The organism is Pseudomonas savastanoi, from assembly GCF_020917325.1.
Classification (GTDB): Bacteria; Pseudomonadota; Gammaproteobacteria; order Pseudomonadales; family Pseudomonadaceae; genus Aquipseudomonas; species Aquipseudomonas amygdali.
This window is the reverse complement of sequence record NZ_CP076652.1, coordinates 4,169,871-4,188,267: the sequence shown is the minus strand read 5'-3', so window position 1 is coordinate 4,188,267 and position 18,397 is coordinate 4,169,871. Positions and strand designations below refer to the sequence as shown.

Sequence of the window (18,397 nt, the reverse complement as noted above, 5' to 3'; positions counted from 1 at the left end):
CTCCAGCGTGGGAATGCCGTTCGTGACGCTCCGCGTCACAGGTCTCTCAGTTACCCACCTCGATTGTGCTCAACCCATTCCCCTGACGACGCACTTTGATCTGTACCGGAATCCGCTCGTGCATTTCCTGTACGTGGGAGATCACGCCGACCTTGCGGCCCTGCGCCTGCAAGCCGTCCAGTGCGTCCATTGCCAGTTGTAGCGATTCCGGGTCGAGGCTGCCGAAACCTTCGTCGATGAACAGCGACTCGATACGCAGCGTGCTGGAGGCCATCGAGGCCAGGCCCAGCGCCAACGCCAGCGAGACCAGAAAGGTTTCCCCGCCTGATAGCGAATGCACCGAGCGCAGTTCATCGCCCATTTCCGTGTCCATGACCAGCAGACCGAGCATGCTGCCGCCGCGTTTCAGACGGTAACGGCGCACCAGTTGCCTGAGCTGCGCATTGGCGTGATGGACCAGCAGGTCAAGGTTGTAGGCCTGGGCGATCTTGCGGAATTTGTCGCCTTCGGCCGAGCCGATCAGCGATGCCAGGCGTGCCCAGCGCAGGTATTCGTTGTTGGCGTCGGTGATGCGCGCCTGCAACTCGCTGTTGGCGTTGCGGCGGCGTTGATCTTCGCTGAGTTCGGCGCGCAGGTCGGCGCACTGCTGCTCGCTGAGCGCTGACTGCTCCTGGGCCTGTTGCAGCGCTGCCGCCAGTTGCGTGCTGTCGTTAAGGTCGCTGTGTTGCGCCTGATGCTGTTGCAGGCGCTGATCGCGTTCCTGCAGCAATACTTTTGCCTGCTCCAACGCCTTGTCGGTAGCGTTCAGTTGCAGACGCAGTTGCTCGACATGCGCGTCATCGTAAGTCAGCAGTGTGTCGAGCGCGGTATCGTCCAGCTCGGGATGCTGGCCGCGCCACTCGCTGATCTGCACATCAAGTTCAGCCAGTTCCTGCTGTAAGGATTGCTGTTGTTGCCGGGCGGACTTGAGTTCGGCAGCCAGCTGGATCAACTGGCTTTGAATCTGCTGCAGAGCCTCGGCGGCCGAGCTTTCGGTTTGCCTGGCCTGCTCGATGGCGTTTTCCAGCGCCTGTTGCCAGTGCTCGGCAGTCGCATGCTCGCCCAGCAAGCCGGTCAGTGCTTGTTGGCTGGCCTGTTGTTGCTCGCCGAGCCGGGCGACTTCCTGCGCCAGTTCGGTCTGGCGGTGCAGGCGAGTCTGCTGCTCGATCTGCTGCTTTTCGATCTTCTGCTGGCGCTCGCTCTGCTCCTGCTGCTCTTCGTGTTGCTGCTCAAGTTGATCCAGACGCTGAGTCACCTGCTGCTCAAGCTGCATCACTGTCGCCGATGCATCACTGCGCAGCCCTTCAAGCACGTGTGGCGAGACCAGCGGCGTAAATGCGCTCAGTTCTTCTTCCAGCCGCTGCCTGTCGACGTCCAGCTGCTTGAGCTGCTCGGCAACATGGCTCGCCGCGGTCTGACTGGCTTCTGTGGCTGCCTGAAGTTGCTGCTGCAAGCGGGCGGCGTCTTTCTGCAGGGTCAGCAACGCTTCCTGGCGTTGCTCGTCACGGGTGATGACTTCGCTCAGGTTATTCAATTGCTGGCTCAGCCAGCTGTCACGCTTGCCTGGGTCGTGGTCGAGCAATTGAGCCGCTAGGGGATGAGATTCCAGATCCGGTGCCAGGGCTTGATGACGCAGGGTGAGCTGCTCGTGTTGGCGAAGCAGCTCTTTCTGGCGGGCGATCACGCCGCCAACCTGCTCGCGCAATTGGTTGCGCTGTTCGGTCAGTTGGTCCACCGCCTTCTGCGCGCTGGCCTGCTCGTTGTCGTCATGTTGCGTGAGGCTTTCCAGCAAAGCTTCCGGCTGATGCCAAGGGTGTTCGATGCTGCCACAGACCGGGCAGGGCTGGTCGTCCTGCAACTGGACGCGCAATTCTTCAACGCTGGCGCTGCGGGCCAGGCGTTGACGTTCCAGCAGTTGCCGGGTAACGGTCAGGGTCTGTTCGGCGACGGTCAGTTCATCACGAACGCGAATGCCTTCGCTGTTGAGCTGTTCGCGTTGCTGCTGAGCGCTTTGCTGTTGCTGCGCCAGATCGGCCAGTTGCCGGTCTACGTCCTGCTGGCTGGCCCACAGACGGGCCAGGTCTTCGAATGCGCGTTGCTGCTTGCGATTGTCCTGCAGCAGGCTGCCGAGAATCTGTACCTGTTCAGTCACCGCATCCACTTCGCAATCGGCTTCGCGGTACAGCAATTCCAGCGCGCTGCGTTGCTCGGTCAACTGTTGGTCAGCCGTGCTGGCACTTTGCTGCAGTGCAGGCAGTTCACTCTGCCCGTGCTTGAGGCGGTTGGCGATCAGCGTGAGGGATTTCAGGCGGTCGCGCCAGGCGCTCCAGGCCTGAGCCAGCGGGGCCAGTTCGCTGCTGTGCTCCAGTTGCTCGGCAATACGTTCAAGGCGCTGCGAAACCTGTTGCTGCTGGTCGAGCAGAATGTGCAGGCTGGCCTGACCCTCAGTACAAAGCTGTCCGGTTTGCTGATGCAGGTCAGACACCTTGGCCAGTTCCTGGGCCAGGTGGTTCAGCGTGTTCTGTGTGTCAAAAGCCTGCTGCAACAGCGGTTTGGCGGTGTTGTGGGTTTGCTGGGCCGCCAGCAGACTGGCGTGCGCCTGGGTGCGGCGGGTCTCCAGTTGTTGCTGCTGATCTTGCAGCGAAGCCTGCTGTTGCTGATGCTGGAGAATTTGTTCCGCCAACGGGTTGAGCTGGGCGTTCAGCGTGACCCGACGCGTGAAACGGTGGCGTTGCGGGCCCAAGCGTTCCAGTTGGCCGAGGGTCTGACGTGCTTCGCTCTGGTCGTCCCAGGCCTGTTGAGTACGGGTGATCGCTTCCTGAGCGGCAAGATGTTCGTCGCGCAGGCGGTGCAGCTCGATCAGCCACTGCTGTTTGATTTCCAGTTGCCGTTGCTGTGTCTGGTGCGCCTTGAGCTGCTGCTGCGCATCGTTGAGGCGTTGCTCCAGTTCGGCCAGCAGCTCCGGAGCCAGCGGGACGATGTTGCTGGCTTGAGCAGTGAGGGTTTTAAGCGCTTCCTCGGCCTCTTTGCTCTTGCTGTAGGCGCGCCGCCCGAGCTGGCTGTAGATGGCGGTATTGGTCAGCTTTTCCAGCAGTTCGCTGCGTTCCTTGTCGTCGGCCTTGAGGAAGGCGCTGAACTCGCTCTGGGCAAGCATCACGGCACGGGTGAACTGCTCGAAGTTGAGCCCCAGACGCTGCTCGATCAGTTGCTCGAATTCACGCTTGCTCTGGTTGCTGAGCACCTGTTCGCTGTCCAGGTCGGTCAGGGTCTGGCGGCTGGCCTGCAGCTTTTTGGTCGCGTTGTCGCGTGCGCGGTTGGTTTCCCAGCGCGCGCGATAACGACGCTGATCGATGCCGATAAAGTCTACTTCTGCGTAACCGCTGCCCGTGCCACGCCGCAGCAGGGTGCGCGGGTCGCTGGTGGTGATGTCGCCGTCGATGTCCGGGACCTTGGACTGGCCGATATTACTCAGCCGCGGAATCGCTCCGAACAGCGCCAGGCACAAGGCGTCGAGCAGGGTGCTTTTACCTGCGCCGGTCGGGCCGGTAATGGCGAACAGACCGGCGCTGGCCAGCGGCTCGGCAGTGAAATCGATTTCAAACGGCCCGGCCAGCGAGGCAAGGTTTTTCAGGCGAATGGCAAGGATTTTCATGGCTGTTCGCTCTCCTGCTGGACTTCACGCAGCAGCGTGGCGAAATCGGTCAGGGTCTGTTCGTCGACCTCGCTGCCGAAGTTGTCCTGCCAGGCACGGCTGAACAATTCCTGAGGCGTTAGCTGGTCCAGCTCGATCAGGGCGGCTTCACCCTCATTGCCGTCGGCACTGCCTTTACCGGCGTATTCAGCACCGATGCGCACCAACCGTACGGCTTTGCCCTGCAGCGCGGTTTCTATCTGGTTGCGCAGGTCCGGTTGCGGTTCATCAAGACGCACGCGCACTTCCAGCCACGGCTGGCGGTCCGGGTCGGCAAGCAGGTCGATGTCCGGCAGCGCCTTGAGCTGTACCAGCAAATCGGCCAAGGGCGCAGGCCCCAGGCGTTGCAGGTTGACGGCGCGAGGGATGAGCAACGGCTCGACACTGGTCAGCGTCTCACCGTCGCAATTGATCTCGAGAATCTGGTGCTGATAGCTGATTTCCGAAAAGGACAGTGGAATCGGCGAGCCGCTGTAGCGAATGCGCTCTTCGCCGTTGACCCGCTGCGGTTTGTGCAGGTGGCCCAACGCGACATAGGTGATGCTTGGTCCGAACAGGCTGGCCGGTAACGCTTCGGCGTTGCCGATGATCAGGCTGCGCTCGGAGTCTTCCGAGACCGAACCGCCTGCCATGTGCGCGTGGCTGATGGCGATCAATGCCTGACCGGGCTGGCGCTTGAGGTTGGCTGCTTCGATCAGCAACTCATGAACCCGACCGATACCGCGCAGGTAGTCGTCACCCAGCGTCGGGCCGGTGACTTCGGCAGGGCGCAGGAAAGGCAGCGCAAGGCACCAGGCTTTGACGTTGCCTTCGGCGTCCGGCAACGGCAGCAGCAGGCGTTCGGCATCCAGCACACCGTCGTCCAGCCACATCACCCTGCCCAGTGCGTGAGTACGCAAGCGGCGCATCAAGGGTGCGGGGAGTTCGATACGCGAGCCGGAGTCATGGTTGCCTGCGATCATCACGATGGTCAGCAGCGGCTGCCGTTCATGGGCGTTGACGATGAAGTCGTACAGGCGTTCCTGCGCTTTGACCGGCGGGTTGACGGTGTCGAAGATGTCGCCCGCGATCAACAGTACATCAGGTTTTCGTTCGGCCAGACGGGCCAGCAGCCAGGTCAGAAAGCAGGCGTGTTCGAAATCCCGCTCCTGACCGTGCAGGTTCTGACCCAGGTGCCAGTCAGAGGTGTGAAACAGACGCATTGGTTTACCTTGTCATGTAGAGGTATTGCCTGAGCTGCATCCTCACTTGGGATACAGCGGTGGCAACCCGGCATCGCCTGCCGGGTCCTTGATATGTTCGGCGGCGGGCAGCTTGCGCACGGCGCGCCAGAGGTCTTCACCCAGCCACAGCTTGCCGGTTTCGCTATAAAGCGCGCCGTTCAGACCGTCCAGTGCATCGGACAGCGGCACGAAACGCGCGGCCATTTCGGCCAGGGTTTCCGGCTGCTGGCGTGCCCACGCGTCGAGTGCCTGACGGGTGCCTTGAGGGTCGTTGGCCAGGCAGGCGCGTTTGAGGTCATCCAAGACGGTACGCGGGCTGGGCCCGGTCTGCACGGCCCGGGCGATTGCCGGCTGCCCGCGGGCCCGCCACCACAGGGCGAAACCGTAAAAGGTGGTGCAAGCCAGCAACAGCGTGCTCAGTTGCCACGGCCAGACCGGCGGGCCGATCACCGTCACGCCGCCCATCTCGTTGTTCACCGGCGTGTCCACTGCCAGGCCGGGGTTGTTGCTGATCTTCAGTGTGCGGGCGGCCAGACTGGTGTGTTCCAGATGATCTTCACGGGTATTCCACCAGGTCACTTCAACCGCAGGCAGGTCGATTGCCCCGGCCCGGCCGGGCACCAGCGCCTCGCGTTCTTCGCGGGTGCCGATCAGGCCACGTTCACTGGGCAGGTTGCGCAGCTGCGGCTGATCCGGGTAACGCCGCAGGCCGGGCACTTCGGTGGGTGGCAAGGGTGGCAGTTGCGCACCGGCCAGGCCTTCGGCCTTGAGTATGAGGGTGCGGGTCAGTGAGTCGCCGACCTGAGTGGTGCCTGGCTCGGGGCTCCAGCTCTCATCAAGGCTGATACTGCGCGCCGGCAACCAGGCGACATCGGCCGGGTAGTCGGCGGGCTTGGGTTTGACGGTCAACGGCACTTCAGCGGACTTGACCCGCACCGATCGGCCTGGTTGCGGGCCGAACGGGTTGGCCTCCTGGCCTTGCGAGCCTTCGGCAGGTGTCTGCACCAGCGTGGCGCTGAACACTTGCGCCGGTATCTTCAGCACGCCGCTTTGCTGCGGATAGATCGCGTAGCGTGTTTCGATCACGCCATGACGCACACCATTGATCAGCTTTTCGTAGGTGCGCGAATCACCCAGTTTTTCGACCCGTGCGTCCGGTACTTGCAAAGGGCTCAGGCTGCTGTCATCGAACAGCGACACCGAGTGGTAGACGCGCAGGGTCAGCACGGCCTGGGCCTGAACATACACGCTGTCCTGATCGAGGCTCGCTTCGATGAAGATCGACGCCAGATGGCTGCCTGGGTCCTGGGGCTCGCTTTGCAGCACCTGCAGCGTCAGTGGCTGACTTTTCAGCTCACCCAGTTGCAACGACGGGATCAACACGCTGCCGGTCTCGCGAGGCAGCAGGGTAACGATCCAGCGAGTGGTGGCCTGGCTGCTGCCGTCCAGGGTTTTCAGGCTGTTGAGCTGACGCGTATCGCGCACCTCGAAGCTGCTCTCCAGAGCGCTCATGTCTGGCTTGCCAAACTGGGTGACATCGTCGGTTTCCAGCGTCAACTCGACAGTTTCCCCGGCGTTCAGGCGCGTGCGGTCGACGCTGGCGGTCAGTTGCGCAGCCTGCAGTGACAAGCTGATCAGGCTCAGCAGCAGGCCGATCAATAAGGTGTACACGCGACTCATCGGGTCTTTTCCTGATGTTGCTGTTCGTAGCGAAATTTGCGCCGCAGCAGTTCGCCCGGATCATCCGGAATCTGCCTCAGCCACTGTTCCAGTTCCTGGCGCCGCTCGCCAGTGATAGGGGTGTCTGCGGCCTGCAGCGGTGGGCGGGTGGTTTGCTCATCGTCCATTGATTCGCCTGAGGTGGCCTGACCGCTGACGTCTGGCGGCAGGCTCTCGCTGGCACCGGGCTGATCCGAGCGGGACGGGTTCTGATCGGCTGGCGATGCACTGCTGTTGGGGTCCTGTGACGCTTGCTGGCCTTCTTCGCCCTGATCGGCCTTGTTCTGCTCATCCTCGGCAGGCTTCTGGACATCGGCCTTGTCCAGCAGGCTTTGTACCAGCGCCCGGTTGGCTTGTGCGGCGGGAAACTCGGGCTGGCGGTCCAGGGCCTGTTCGTAGGCATCCAGTGCTGCCGCCAGTTCGCCGCTGCGCGCCAGGGCATTGCCGCGATTGTAATGGTCGGCGGCGCTGTTGCCTTCGGCAAACTGCTGGGCGGCGCTGACGTAGTCTTCGGCCTGGTAAAAGGCCACGCCTTTCCAGCGCGGGTCTTCGAAGCGTTGTGCGGCCTCGGCTGGCCGATGTTGCTCCAGTAGCCGCTGGCCCTGTTGATCGGGACGCAGCCACAGGTCCTGAAACTCGAACGCCTGGCTGTTCTGCGGAAACATGAACAGCAGCGGCAGACAGAACAGCCAGCCGCGCCGACCAGCCAGGGCTGCGATCAACAATAGCGGGAGCAGGAACCAGTGCCCCTGATCGGCCCAGGTATCGAGTTGCACGACTTGCCCGTCGCTGCTCATGTGCTGGGGGCTGGCCAGCAGGCCAAGGCTGCGCAAATCTTCTTCATCGCCTCGTGCCTGACGATAGCTGCCGCCGACCTGATCGGCGAATTCGTTGAGGCTGTTGCTGTCCAGGCGCGACACCAGAATGGCGCCCTGATCGTCCTTGAGCAGGCTGCCGTTTTCCTGCATGACCGGCGCGCCGTCAGCCGTGCCGATGCCAAGGATCAGCAACGGCGGCGATTGCCCGCGCAACGCCGCACGGATGCCCTGACGTTCCTGTTCGCTCAGTGACGAGGTAATCAGCAGAATTCGCCCTTGGCCCAGTGCGCCCTGTTTCAGCAGGTGCAGGGCTTTCTGGACCGCCAGATCGGCACGCTGGCCGGTCATGGGCATGATCGACGGCCTGATGGCTTCCAGCAGGTTATGGCTGGTGACCAGATCGTCGGACAGTGGCACCAGCGTGTGTGCGCTGCCCGCATAGACGACGATGGCGGTCTGCGCATCGCTGCGTTTTTGCAACAGGTCCAGCAGTTTGCGTTTCGCCTGTTCCAGACGGGTGGGCGCAGTGTCGGTGGCGAGCATCTGCGGGGTGAGTTCAAGTATCACCACCAGCGGATCAACCGGTTTCTGGCTGATCTGTTCGACGCGCTGCCAGCTGGGTCCCAGCAACGCGAAAAGCGCCAGCAGCCATGCCAGCCCGAGTGCGACCCACGGCAGTTTACTGTTGCTGCCGCGCCCACCGTTGAGCAGTACGGCATGAAAGTGGGTCGGCAGAAGCATTTGCCAGCGCCCGGCGCGTTTCTGCCGATGCCAGAGCCGCCAGATCAACAGCGCCAGCAACGGCAGGATCAGCAGCCATTCGGGGCGAAACCAGTGCGGCCACAGAGAGGCGATCATCGCGACCTCCAGAGGCTTTTGACGCGCTCACGCCAGTTGACGGAGCGCACGACAGTCAGCAGGCGTTGCAGTGCATTGTTTGGCCACAGTTCACGCAGCACCAGTAGCACACTCAACAGCAGGGCTGTTGCCAACGGCCATTGATAAAGCGTCTGCGCCGGGCGTGCCTGGGTGGGCTGCTGGGCAACCGGTTCCAGGCTGTCCAGGGTGGCGCGAATCTTTTCCAGTTGGTCGCCGTCACGAGCACGGAAATACTGGCCGCCACTGAGGCTGGCGATTTCCTTGAGCGTCGGTTCGTCCAGATCAAGGCTCGGATTGAGGCCGAGGACGCTTTGCAGCGCGTCCTTGTCGGGGTCCGAGCCAATACCGATAGGGTAGATTTTTACGCCTTCTTCGGCAGCCAGCCGCGCGGCAGTGATCGGATCGATCTGGCCGGCGTTATTGGCACCGTCAGTGACCAGCACCAGCACGCGGCTGGTGGCCGGACGCAGGCGCAGGCGTTTCAGGCCCAGACCGATAGCATCGCCAAGCGCAGTATTCTTGCCTGCAATACCGATTTTTGCCTCGTCAAGCCAGACCCTTACAGTGCGCCGGTCATAGGTGAGCGGTGCCTGGACAAAAGCCTGAGTGCCAAACAGGATCAAACCGACCCGGTCGCCCTTGCGGCCCTCGAGAAAGTCACCGAGCAGCTGTTGCACCAGCACCAGTCGGCTGACTTCATCGCTTTTCCACTGCATGTCCGGGTAGTCCATGGAACCGGACACGTCGACCGCCACCAGCAGGTCGCGCCCGCTGGCAGCCACTGGCAGTGGCTCGCCCAGCCATTGCGGTCGCGCGGTGGCAATCAACAGCAACAGCCAGATCAACAGAAAGGGCGCGCGCTGCCTCCAGACCGGCAGATTGGCCTTGGCGCGGCGTCCACTCAGCCCTTCGAGTTCACTGAGAAAACTGACCTTGAGCGCCGGCTCGCCGCTATCGGCCATGGGCAGCAGGGCGCGCATCAGCCACGGCAGCGGCAGCAGGGCGAAAACCCAAGGCCAGACGAACTCAAACATGTTTGCGGATCCAGGTATCAACCGCCTGAGTCAGCCCGGTGATGGCCTTGTCGTCCAGCTTGCACTCGGGTTTGTAGGCACCTTCGACCAGAATCATCCAGCGCGTCAGGCCTGCCGCCGGGCAGCGGTTGTCGAGGAACGCCAGCCATTTTCGGCCGTTCAGCGTGTGGCTCTGGCTGTGCGGATAATGGTTGCGGCACAGGCGTTTGAGCAAGCCGTTGATCTGCTGCAGCCAGGCACCTGCCGGAGCGCCATCGTAGGGCTTGGGCAAACTGGCGAGTTCCGCCAGGGCGGCGAGGCGAACCGGGTCCAGCGGTTGTTCGCTGCGAACCTTGCGCGCCTTGACCGGCAGCAGTACACGCAAACGCCACAGGCCCCAGCCCGCTGCCGGGATCAGCAACAGCAGCAGCCACCACCCCGGGGCAAGCGGCCAAAAGCCGACGGCCTCGGGAGCAATCAGCGGCTCGAGCTGATCAAGCGGATTCATTTGCGCTTCACCGGACGCTTTGCGTTGAGGTATTCGCGCAATTGTTCAACGAGTTCCGCCTGGGTGCTCAAGGGCATGAGCAAGACCCGCAGTTTCTGCGCCAGCAATTCCCAGCGCGCAGAGCGGTCTTCGCCCTGTTGCCGGTAGGCGCGGCGCAGTTCGGGGTTGAGGGTATCGAGTTCCAGCTGCGCGCCGCGTTCGGCAAAGCGCAGTAGGCCCGCAGCGGGCAGCGCACGGTCCAGTGGGTCGGACAATGGCAGCAACAGCAGGTCGCTGTGGCGTGACAGCAGGCTCAACTGTTGTTCGGCAGCATCGGAAAGGGCGCGTTCGTCGCACAACACGATGACCAGGCTGCCAGGGCGCAGCACTTCCCGGGCGCGACGCAGCGCAGTGCCGAAGGCATCGCGGTCTGCCGGGATCTCGGTGTGCAGTGACTGATTGACCCGCACCAGTCGGTTGAGCAACTGCAACAGGCTTTGTTTGCTGCGTCGGGGCTTGATCTCGTAGTGCTCGTTATCGCCGAACACCAGCCCGCCGACCCGGTCGTTGTGCTCCAGCGCGGCCCAGCCGATCAGCGCGGCAGCCTGGGCCGCGAGTACCGACTTGAACATCAGGCCGGAGCCGAAGAACAATCGACGGCTTTGCTCCACCAGAATGAAAATCGGCCGCTCGCGTTCTTCGTGGAACAGCTTGGTGTGCGGCTCCTGAGTGCGTGCGGTCACGCGCCAGTCGATGCTGCGCACGTCGTCGCCAGCCTGATAGACCCGCACCTGATCGAAATCCACGCCGCGCCCGCGCAGTTTGGAATGGTGCAGGCCGATCAACGGGCTGCGTTGGCTGGGCGTAGAGAACAGCTGAACTTCCCGCACCCGATGACGCATTTCGATCAGCTCGCTGAGGCTGACGCGGATGCCCGGCTGGGGGATCAGGTAGGGTTGCATGGGCTCAGGCGACGGCCACGACGTCGAGGATGCGCTGAATCACGCGATCCTGATCGATACCGGCAGCTTCGGCTTCGAACGACAGGATGATCCGGTGGCGCAATACATCGAACAGCACTGCCTGAATGTCTTCGGGGCTGACGAAGTCACGTCCGGCCAGCCAGGCATGTGCGCGGGCGCAGCGGTCCAGCGAAATGGAACCACGCGGGCTGGCACCGTAGGCAATCCACTCGGCCAGCTCCGGGTCGAACTTGGCCGGGGTCCGGGTGGCCATGACCAGTTGCACCAGGTACTCCTCGACCGCATCGGCCATGTACAAGCCGAGAATTTCCTTGCGTGCGGCAAAGATCGCCTGCTGGCTGACACGGCGTTCCGGCTTGGTTTCGCCATTCAGGGCTTCGCCACGCGCCTGTTGCAGGATCTTGCGTTCGACGGCGGCATCCGGGAAACCGATCTTGACGTGCATCAGAAAGCGATCGAGCTGGGCTTCGGGCAACGGGTAGGTGCCTTCCTGCTCGATGGGGTTCTGGGTCGCCATGACCAGAAACAGCGGCGACAGGTCGTAGGTGCTGCGCCCGACACTGACCTGCCGTTCGGCCATGGCTTCGAGCAGCGCCGACTGAACCTTGGCCGGCGCACGGTTGATTTCGTCGGCCAGCACCAGGTTGTGGAAGATCGGCCCTTGCTGGAACACGAAGCTGCCGGTTTCCGGGCGATAGATTTCCGTACCGGTGATGTCGGCAGGCAGCAGGTCAGGGGTGAACTGAATGCGGTGGAACTGTGCTTCGATGCCTTCTGCCAGTTCCTTGATGGCCTTGGTCTTGGCCAGGCCGGGTGCGCCTTCGACCAGCATGTGGCCGTCGGCAAGCAGGGCGATGAGCAGGCGTTCGATCAGCTTTTCCTGGCCAAGGATCTGCGTTGAAAGAAAGGTTCGCAGCGCAATCAGCGCTTCACGATGTTCCATCGGTGACGGTTCCTGGCAGGGTGATCAGCTGTGTCTGGTGACTGCTGAGCTGGGGGCGATACTTTAATCCATCCAGGCAGGTATCGACTAACGACTACCGCGTTTTTTATTGCATTTAGAGACGCATACGTCATTTGGCTGGGAATTGCCCTACATGTTCTGTGTATGAGCATGTAGGAAGATGGGCTCAGGCCGTCGAGTGCGAAAGGGTTAGAGCCGATAGAATTCAGCCGCGTTATCCCACAACGCCTGACGAGCGCCGTCTTCACCCAGTGCGTCGATCAGCAATTCGATATCGTCAGGCTGGAAAGGGCGGGGTGCCCGCGTGGAGGGCAGATCGGTGCCGAACATCAACGCACTCGGATTGGCGGCATGGATATCCCTGAGTGCGTCGCGCACCGGGAAGTCAACGCGTCCGAAACCACAGGCCTTGACCCGCACGCCGCGCTCGGCAAGACGCAGCACCACGGGCAATCCTTCGGCGCTCAATCCCAGGTGATCGATGCTGATCGCTGGCAATTTCAGCAGGCGGGTTTCGATTTCTGCCAGTTCTCGGGAGTCGATGTACAGCTCCGAATGCCAGCCAGCGCGTTCATGGACCCGCACGGCCAGCGCTTCCAGCTGGTCGAGCTGCTCCGAGCCGCCGCGCTTGAGATTGAAGCGCAGGGCGCGCACGCCTGCGGCATTGAGGGTATCCAGTTCTGTATCGGTGACGCTGGCGGGCAGTTGAGTGACACCGACGAAGCCCGGCCCCAGCAAGCGCAGCGCCTCAAGCAGGTAACCCTGATCAAAGCCCTGAAAGGAGCCGGACACCACCGCGCCACCCTGAACACCCAGAGGCTGGACTGTTGCAAGGTAGTCACCGACGCCGAATGGGTCCGGCAGGTAGCCGTTATTGGCGATCAGCGGGAAGTGCGGGTCGATGATGTGACAGTGGGCATCGAAAATGCGGTTCATGACGGGCTCCTGTACGGCGAAGTACTCACTCTAGCGGTTTTGCCCGTTAACTGATCGTGCTGGTGTACTCGCCCACGTTTTCAAGAATGATCTGTAACGTTTGGTGAACATCCTGCAGCTCGGCTGCGTCGGTGCTGTGGAGAATTTCATACTGGTGATGGCCATCGAGCTGCTTAGCGTCCTCCGGGGTGATTTCCACCAATAGACGCTCGGCACTGAAGCTGACTTTCAGGCTGGACACATTCAGTGACTTTTCATCGCTGACAGTGATTTCCACTTCATTCTCGTCCGGGAAGCGGGTCAGGGAAAACAGCACGCCGTTCTCTGCGTGGCAGCAAAGCAGCGCCATGTCGTCGTATTCGTCGTCGCACGGGTTGGCGATGAGGCTGGCGGTCTTGATTTGCATGGTGGGGCTCCGGGTCTAAGCAGTTGAGGCGTGAGGTGGATTTTGCCAGTCCCGAGTCAATTTTGTCGGGGGATGTTGGCACCATCGTGCGTATTTTAACGCGACCTGATGACCGAATATGTCGCAGCCTCGTAAGCAGTACGCCGTCAGCTCTCGTTAAGCTGCATGGCAGACGAGTGGTGTACGGTGTCGGATGCGCGCAGTTTTTTTTATTCCCGCATTCAAATGTGACTACCCTGACACAGCGCGCGTTAGTACTTTAGCTTTACACTCGATCAGGTTATGCCCACGCAATTGAATGTAAAGGCACACCGGTCGCAACACCTTCTTCAAGCCTCCCCAATAAAAGCCAAAGCGGAGTACCACAGATGGCGTTCTTCACCGCAGCCAGCAAGGCCGACTTCCAGCATCAACTGCAAGCGGCACTGGCTCAGCACATCAGCGAACAGGCACTGCCACAAGTGGCGCTGTTTGCCGAGCAATTCTTCGGCATCATTTCCCTCGACGAACTCACCCAGCGGCGTCTGTCCGACCTGGCAGGCTGCACCTTGTCCGCATGGCGCCTGCTGGAGCGTTTCGAACATGCTCACCCGCAGGTCCGGGTCTACAACCCTGATTACGAGCGCCACGGCTGGCAGTCGACTCATACTGCCGTTGAAGTGCTGCATCACGACCTGCCGTTTCTGGTCGACTCCGTGCGTACCGAGCTGAACCGTCGCGGTTACAGCATCCACACCCTGCAGACCACCGTACTGAGCGTGCGTCGCGGCGCTGCTGGCGAACTGTTGGAGCTGCTGCCCAAGGGCACCACCGGTGAGGACGTGCTGCAGGAATCGCTGATGTACCTGGAGATCGACCGCTGCGCCAACGTCAGCGAGTTGAACGTGCTGGCTCGCGAGCTGGAGCAGGTGCTGGGCGAGGTGCGTGCTGCCGTCGAAGACTTCGGGCCGATGAAAGCGCGTCTGCACGAGCTGCTGGCCAGCATCGATGCCAACGAGTCCAACACCGACGTCGAAGAGAAGGCCGAGATCAAGGTCTTCCTGCAATGGCTGGTAGATAACCACTTCACTTTTCTGGGCTACGAAGAATTTGAAGTGCGCAACGACGCCGAAGGCGGCCAGTTGGTCTACGACGAGTCGTCCTTCCTGGGGCTGACCCGACTGCTGCGCCCGGGCCTGACCCGCGAAGAGCTGCACATCGAAGACTACGCAGTGAAATACCTGCAAGAGCCGGTGCTGCTGTCGTTTGCCAAAGCTGCGCATCCAAGCCGCGTACACCGTCCTGCCTACCCGGATTACGTGTCGATCCGGCAGATAGACGCCTCGGGCAAGGTCATCAAGGAATGTCGCTTCATGGGCCTGTACACTTCGTCGGTGTACGGCGAGAGCGTACGGCAGATCCCGTATATCCGTCGCAAGGTCGCAGAAGTCGAGCGCCGTTCCGGTTTCGACGCCAAGGCGCACCTGGGCAAGGAACTGGCGCAGGTCGTCGAAGTGCTGCCCCGTGACGACCTGTTCCAGACGCCGGTGGACGAGTTGTTCACCACGGTTATGTCCATCGTGCAGATTCAGGAGCGCAACAAGATTCGCGTGTTCCTGCGCAAGGACCCGTACGGCCGTTTCTGCTACTGCCTGGCTTATGTGCCGCGCGACGTGTACTCCACCGAAGTGCGTCAGAAGATCCAGCAGGTATTGATGGATCGCCTGAAAGCCAGCGATTGCGAGTTCTGGACGTTCTTCTCTGAATCCGTGCTGGCGCGCGTGCAGTTGATCCTGCGGGTCGATCCAAAGGTCAATCTGGACATCGACGTTGCCCAGCTGGAAAACGAAGTCATTCAGGCCTGCCGCTCGTGGAAAGACGACTACGCCAGTCTGGTGGTCGAGAGCTTTGGCGAGGCCCACGGCACCAACGTGCTGGCCGATTTCCCGAAAGGTTTCCCGGCCGGCTACCGCGAGCGCTTTGCTGCGCATTCGGCGGTGGTCGACATGCAGCACGTGCTGAGCCTGAGCGAAACCAATCCGCTGGTGATGAGCTTCTATCAGCCACTGGCCGGTGGCCGCCAGCAATTGCATTGCAAGCTGTATCACGCCGACACGCCGCTGGCACTGTCCGATGTGCTGCCGATTCTTGAAAACCTCGGGCTGCGTGTACTGGGCGAGTTCCCGTACCGTCTGCACCACGCCAATGGTCGCGAATTCTGGATTCATGACTTCGCCTTTACCTATGGCGAAGGTCTGAACCTCGATATCCAGCAGCTCAATGACACCTTGCAGGATGCGTTCGTGCATATCGTGCGCGGCGACGCTGAAAACGATGCGTTCAACCGTCTGGTGCTGACTGCCGGTCTGCCGTGGCGCGACGTGGCGCTGCTGCGTGCTTATGCGCGCTACCTGAAGCAGATTCGTCTGGGTTTCGATCTGGGCTATATCGCCAGCACCCTGAACAACCACACCGGCATTGCCCGCGAGCTGACGCGTCTGTTCAAGACCCGTTTCTACCTGGCGCGCAAGCTGGGTTCCGATGATCTTGATGACAAGCAGTTGCGCCTGGAACAGGCGATTCTGACTGCCCTGGACGACGTTCAGGTGCTCAACGAAGACCGCATCCTGCGTCGTTATCTGGACCTGATCAAGGCCACCCTGCGGACCAACTTCTATCAGGCTGATGCCAACGGGCATAGCAAGGGCTACTTCAGCTTCAAGTTCAACCCGCGCCTGATCCCCGAGTTGCCAAAACCGGTACCCAAGTTTGAAATCTTCGTCTACTCGCCGCGCGTCGAAGGCGTGCACCTGCGCTTCGGCAACGTGGCGCGTGGCGGCCTGCGCTGGTCGGATCGCGAAGAAGACTTCCGTACCGAAGTGCTGGGCTTGGTAAAAGCTCAGCAGGTGAAGAACTCGGTCATCGTGCCGGTTGGCGCGAAGGGCGGTTTTGTGCCGCGTCGTCTGCCGACCACCGGCAACCGTGATGAAGTGCAGGCTGAAGCGATTGCCTGCTACCGCATCTTCATCTCGGGGCTGCTGGACATCACCGACAACCTCAAGGAAGGCGTGCTGGTGCCGCCGGTCAATGTGGTGCGTCATGACGACGATGACCCATATCTGGTGGTTGCCGCCGACAAGGGCACCGCGACCTTCTCCGACATCGCCAACGGCATCGCCATCGACTACGGCTTCTGGCTGGGTGATGCGTTCGCGTCCGGTGGTTCGGCCGGTTATGACCACAAGAAGATGGGCATCACCGCCAAGGGCGCCTGGGTAGGTGTGCAGCGTCACTTCCGTGAGCGCGACATCAATGTCCAGCAGGACAGCATCAGTGTGATCGGCATCGGCGACATGGCCGGTGACGTATTCGGCAACGGCTTGCTGATGTCCGACAAGCTGCAACTGGTTGCCGCATTCAACCACCTGCACATTTTCATCGATCCGAATCCGGACCCGGCCAGCAGCTTTGTCGAGCGCCAGCGCCTGTTCAATCTGCCGCGCTCGTCCTGGACCGACTACGACACCAGCATCATGTCCGCTGGCGGCGGGATCTTCCCGCGCAGCCTCAAGAGCATCGCCATTACCGAGCAGATGAAGGCGCGCTTCGACATCAAGGCTGACAAGCTGACTCCGACCGAATTGCTTCACGCGCTGCTCAAGGCCCCGGTCGATCTGTTGTGGAACGGTGGTATCGGCACCTACGTGAAGTCCAGCGAGGAGTCGCACGCTGATGTCGGCGACAAGGCCAACGATGCGCTGCGCGTCGATGGCAACGAGCTGCGCTGCAAGGTGGTGGGCGAGGGCGGCAACCTGGGCATGACTCAGCTGGGCCGTGTCGAGTTCGGCCTCAATGGCGGCGCGACCAACACCGACTTCATCGACAACGCTGGTGGTGTGGACTGCTCCGACCACGAAGTGAACATCAAGATCCTGCTCAACGAGGTGGTGCAGGCCGGTGACATGACCGAGAAGCAGCGCAATCAGTTGCTCGAAAGCATGACCGACGAAGTGGGCCACTTGGTGCTGGGCAACAACTACAAGCAGACTCAGGCACTGTCGCTGGCAGCACGCCGCGCTTATGAGCGGATTGCCGAATACAAACGTCTGATGAATGACCTGGAGGCCCGCGGCAAGCTCGACCGGGCCATCGAGTTCCTGCCTGCCGAAGAACAGATTGCCGAGCGGGTGGCGGCCAAGCAGGGCTTGAGTCGTGCCGAGCTGTCGGTATTGATCTCCTACAGCAAGATCGACCTCAAGGAAGCATTGCTGGAATCCCGTGTGCCGGATGACGATTATCTGGCGCGCGATATGGAAACTGCGTTCCCGCCATCGCTGGGTGCCAGATTTTCAACGGCCATGCGCAGTCATCGTCTGAAACGCGAAATTGTCAGCACGCAGATCGCCAACGATCTGGTCAACCACATGGGCATCACCTTCGTGCAGCGGCTCAAGGAGTCGACCGGCATGAGTGCTGCGGCTGTGGCCGGTGCTTACGTGATTGTGCGCGACATCTTCCACCTGCCGCACTGGTTCCGTCAGATCGAAGCGCTGGACTACAAGGTTTCCGCCGAGATCCAGCTGGCGCTGATGGATGAACTGATGCGTCTGGGGCGCCGTGCGACGCGCTGGTTCCTGCGCAGTCGCCGCAACGAGCTGGATGCCGGTCGTGACGTGGCGCACTTCGGTCCGCACCTCGCTGCACTGGGTCTCAAGCTTGACGAGTTGCTGGAAGACGGGCCCACCCGCGAGATCTGGCAGACGCGTTATCAGGCTTATGTCGAAGCCGGTGTGCCGGAACTGCTGGCGCGTATGGTGGCGGGTACGACGCACCTGTACACGCTGCTGCCGATTATCGAAGCTTCCGACGTGACCGGGCAGAACGCTGCCGACGTGGCCAAGGCGTACTTTGCCGTGGGCAGCGCGCTGGACATCACCTGGTACTTGCAACAGATCAGCAGCCTGCCGGTGGAAAACAACTGGCAGGCGCTGGCGCGTGAAGCGTTCCGTGACGATGTCGACTGGCAACAGCGGGCAATCACCGTGTCTGTTCTGCAGATGGCCGACGGTCCTTCGGAAATCGACGCGCGTCTGGCCCTGTGGCTGGAACAGCATGCTCTGATGGTCGAGCGCTGGCGTGCCATGCTGGTCGAGCTTCGTGCGGCAAGCGGTACGGATTACGCCATGTACGCCGTTGCCAACCGTGAGCTGCTGGACCTGGCCATGAGTGGGCAGGCCCTGACGGTCTGACCGCTGTCGTA

At 61.6% G+C, this 18,397-nt stretch carries 11 protein-coding genes; 1 reads left to right on the top strand and 10 read right to left on the bottom strand.

Annotated features, from left to right (window positions below):
• Positions 1-46 precede the first annotated feature (46 nt).
• The 10 genes from KP808_RS17685 to KP808_RS17640 all read right to left on the bottom strand — a co-directional run bounded on the left by KP808_RS17685 (position 47) and on the right by KP808_RS17640 (position 13,158).
• Positions 47-3,691, bottom strand: a complete 3,645-nt coding sequence (locus tag KP808_RS17685) for an AAA family ATPase (protein ID WP_230016584.1) — start codon at positions 3,689-3,691, stop codon at positions 47-49.
• Positions 3,688-4,932: an exonuclease SbcCD subunit D C-terminal domain-containing protein gene (locus KP808_RS17680; RefSeq protein WP_005781813.1), complete on the bottom strand. Its 1,245-nt coding sequence runs from the start codon at positions 4,930-4,932 to the stop codon at positions 3,688-3,690. Before KP808_RS17680 ends, KP808_RS17685 begins: the two co-directional genes overlap by 4 nt.
• A 42-nt stretch (positions 4,933-4,974) precedes the next feature.
• Positions 4,975-6,633, bottom strand: coding sequence for a BatD family protein (locus KP808_RS17675; protein ID WP_058409659.1), 1,659 nt, complete (start codon positions 6,631-6,633; stop codon positions 4,975-4,977).
• Complete coding sequence (locus tag KP808_RS17670; protein WP_219169746.1) at positions 6,630-8,348, bottom strand: VWA domain-containing protein; 1,719 nt, start codon at positions 8,346-8,348, stop codon at positions 6,630-6,632. Before KP808_RS17670 ends, KP808_RS17675 begins: the two co-directional genes overlap by 4 nt.
• Complete coding sequence (locus tag KP808_RS17665) at positions 8,345-9,403, bottom strand: vWA domain-containing protein (protein ID WP_002554479.1); 1,059 nt, start codon at positions 9,401-9,403, stop codon at positions 8,345-8,347. Before KP808_RS17665 ends, KP808_RS17670 begins: the two co-directional genes overlap by 4 nt.
• On the bottom strand, positions 9,396-9,890 hold the full coding sequence (locus tag KP808_RS17660) for a DUF4381 domain-containing protein (RefSeq protein WP_004660770.1): 495 nt from the start codon (positions 9,888-9,890) through the stop codon (positions 9,396-9,398). Before KP808_RS17660 ends, KP808_RS17665 begins: the two co-directional genes overlap by 8 nt.
• Positions 9,887-10,831, bottom strand: a complete 945-nt coding sequence (locus KP808_RS17655) for a DUF58 domain-containing protein (protein ID WP_002554477.1) — start codon at positions 10,829-10,831, stop codon at positions 9,887-9,889. The genes KP808_RS17660 and KP808_RS17655 overlap by 4 nt, the downstream gene beginning before the upstream one ends.
• A gap of 4 nt (positions 10,832-10,835) precedes the next feature.
• On the bottom strand, positions 10,836-11,795 hold the full coding sequence (locus KP808_RS17650; RefSeq protein WP_002554476.1) for an AAA family ATPase: 960 nt from the start codon (positions 11,793-11,795) through the stop codon (positions 10,836-10,838).
• A 210-nt stretch (positions 11,796-12,005) separates the two neighbouring features.
• Positions 12,006-12,752 carry an amidohydrolase family protein gene (locus KP808_RS17645; protein WP_057402597.1) on the bottom strand — a complete coding sequence of 249 codons (747 nt, stop codon included), beginning with the start codon at positions 12,750-12,752 and terminating at the stop codon, positions 12,006-12,008.
• Positions 12,753-12,798: 46 nt separating this feature from the next.
• Positions 12,799-13,158 carry a hypothetical protein gene (locus KP808_RS17640; RefSeq protein ID WP_057402596.1) on the bottom strand — a complete coding sequence of 120 codons (360 nt, stop codon included), beginning with the start codon at positions 13,156-13,158 and terminating at the stop codon, positions 12,799-12,801.
• 368 nt (positions 13,159-13,526) lie between these two features.
• Here KP808_RS17640 and KP808_RS17635 point away from each other — a divergent pair, with 368 nt between their 5' ends.
• Positions 13,527-18,386, top strand: a complete 4,860-nt coding sequence (locus KP808_RS17635) for an NAD-glutamate dehydrogenase (RefSeq protein ID WP_230016583.1) — start codon at positions 13,527-13,529, stop codon at positions 18,384-18,386.
• Positions 18,387-18,397: the final 11 nt, after the last annotated feature.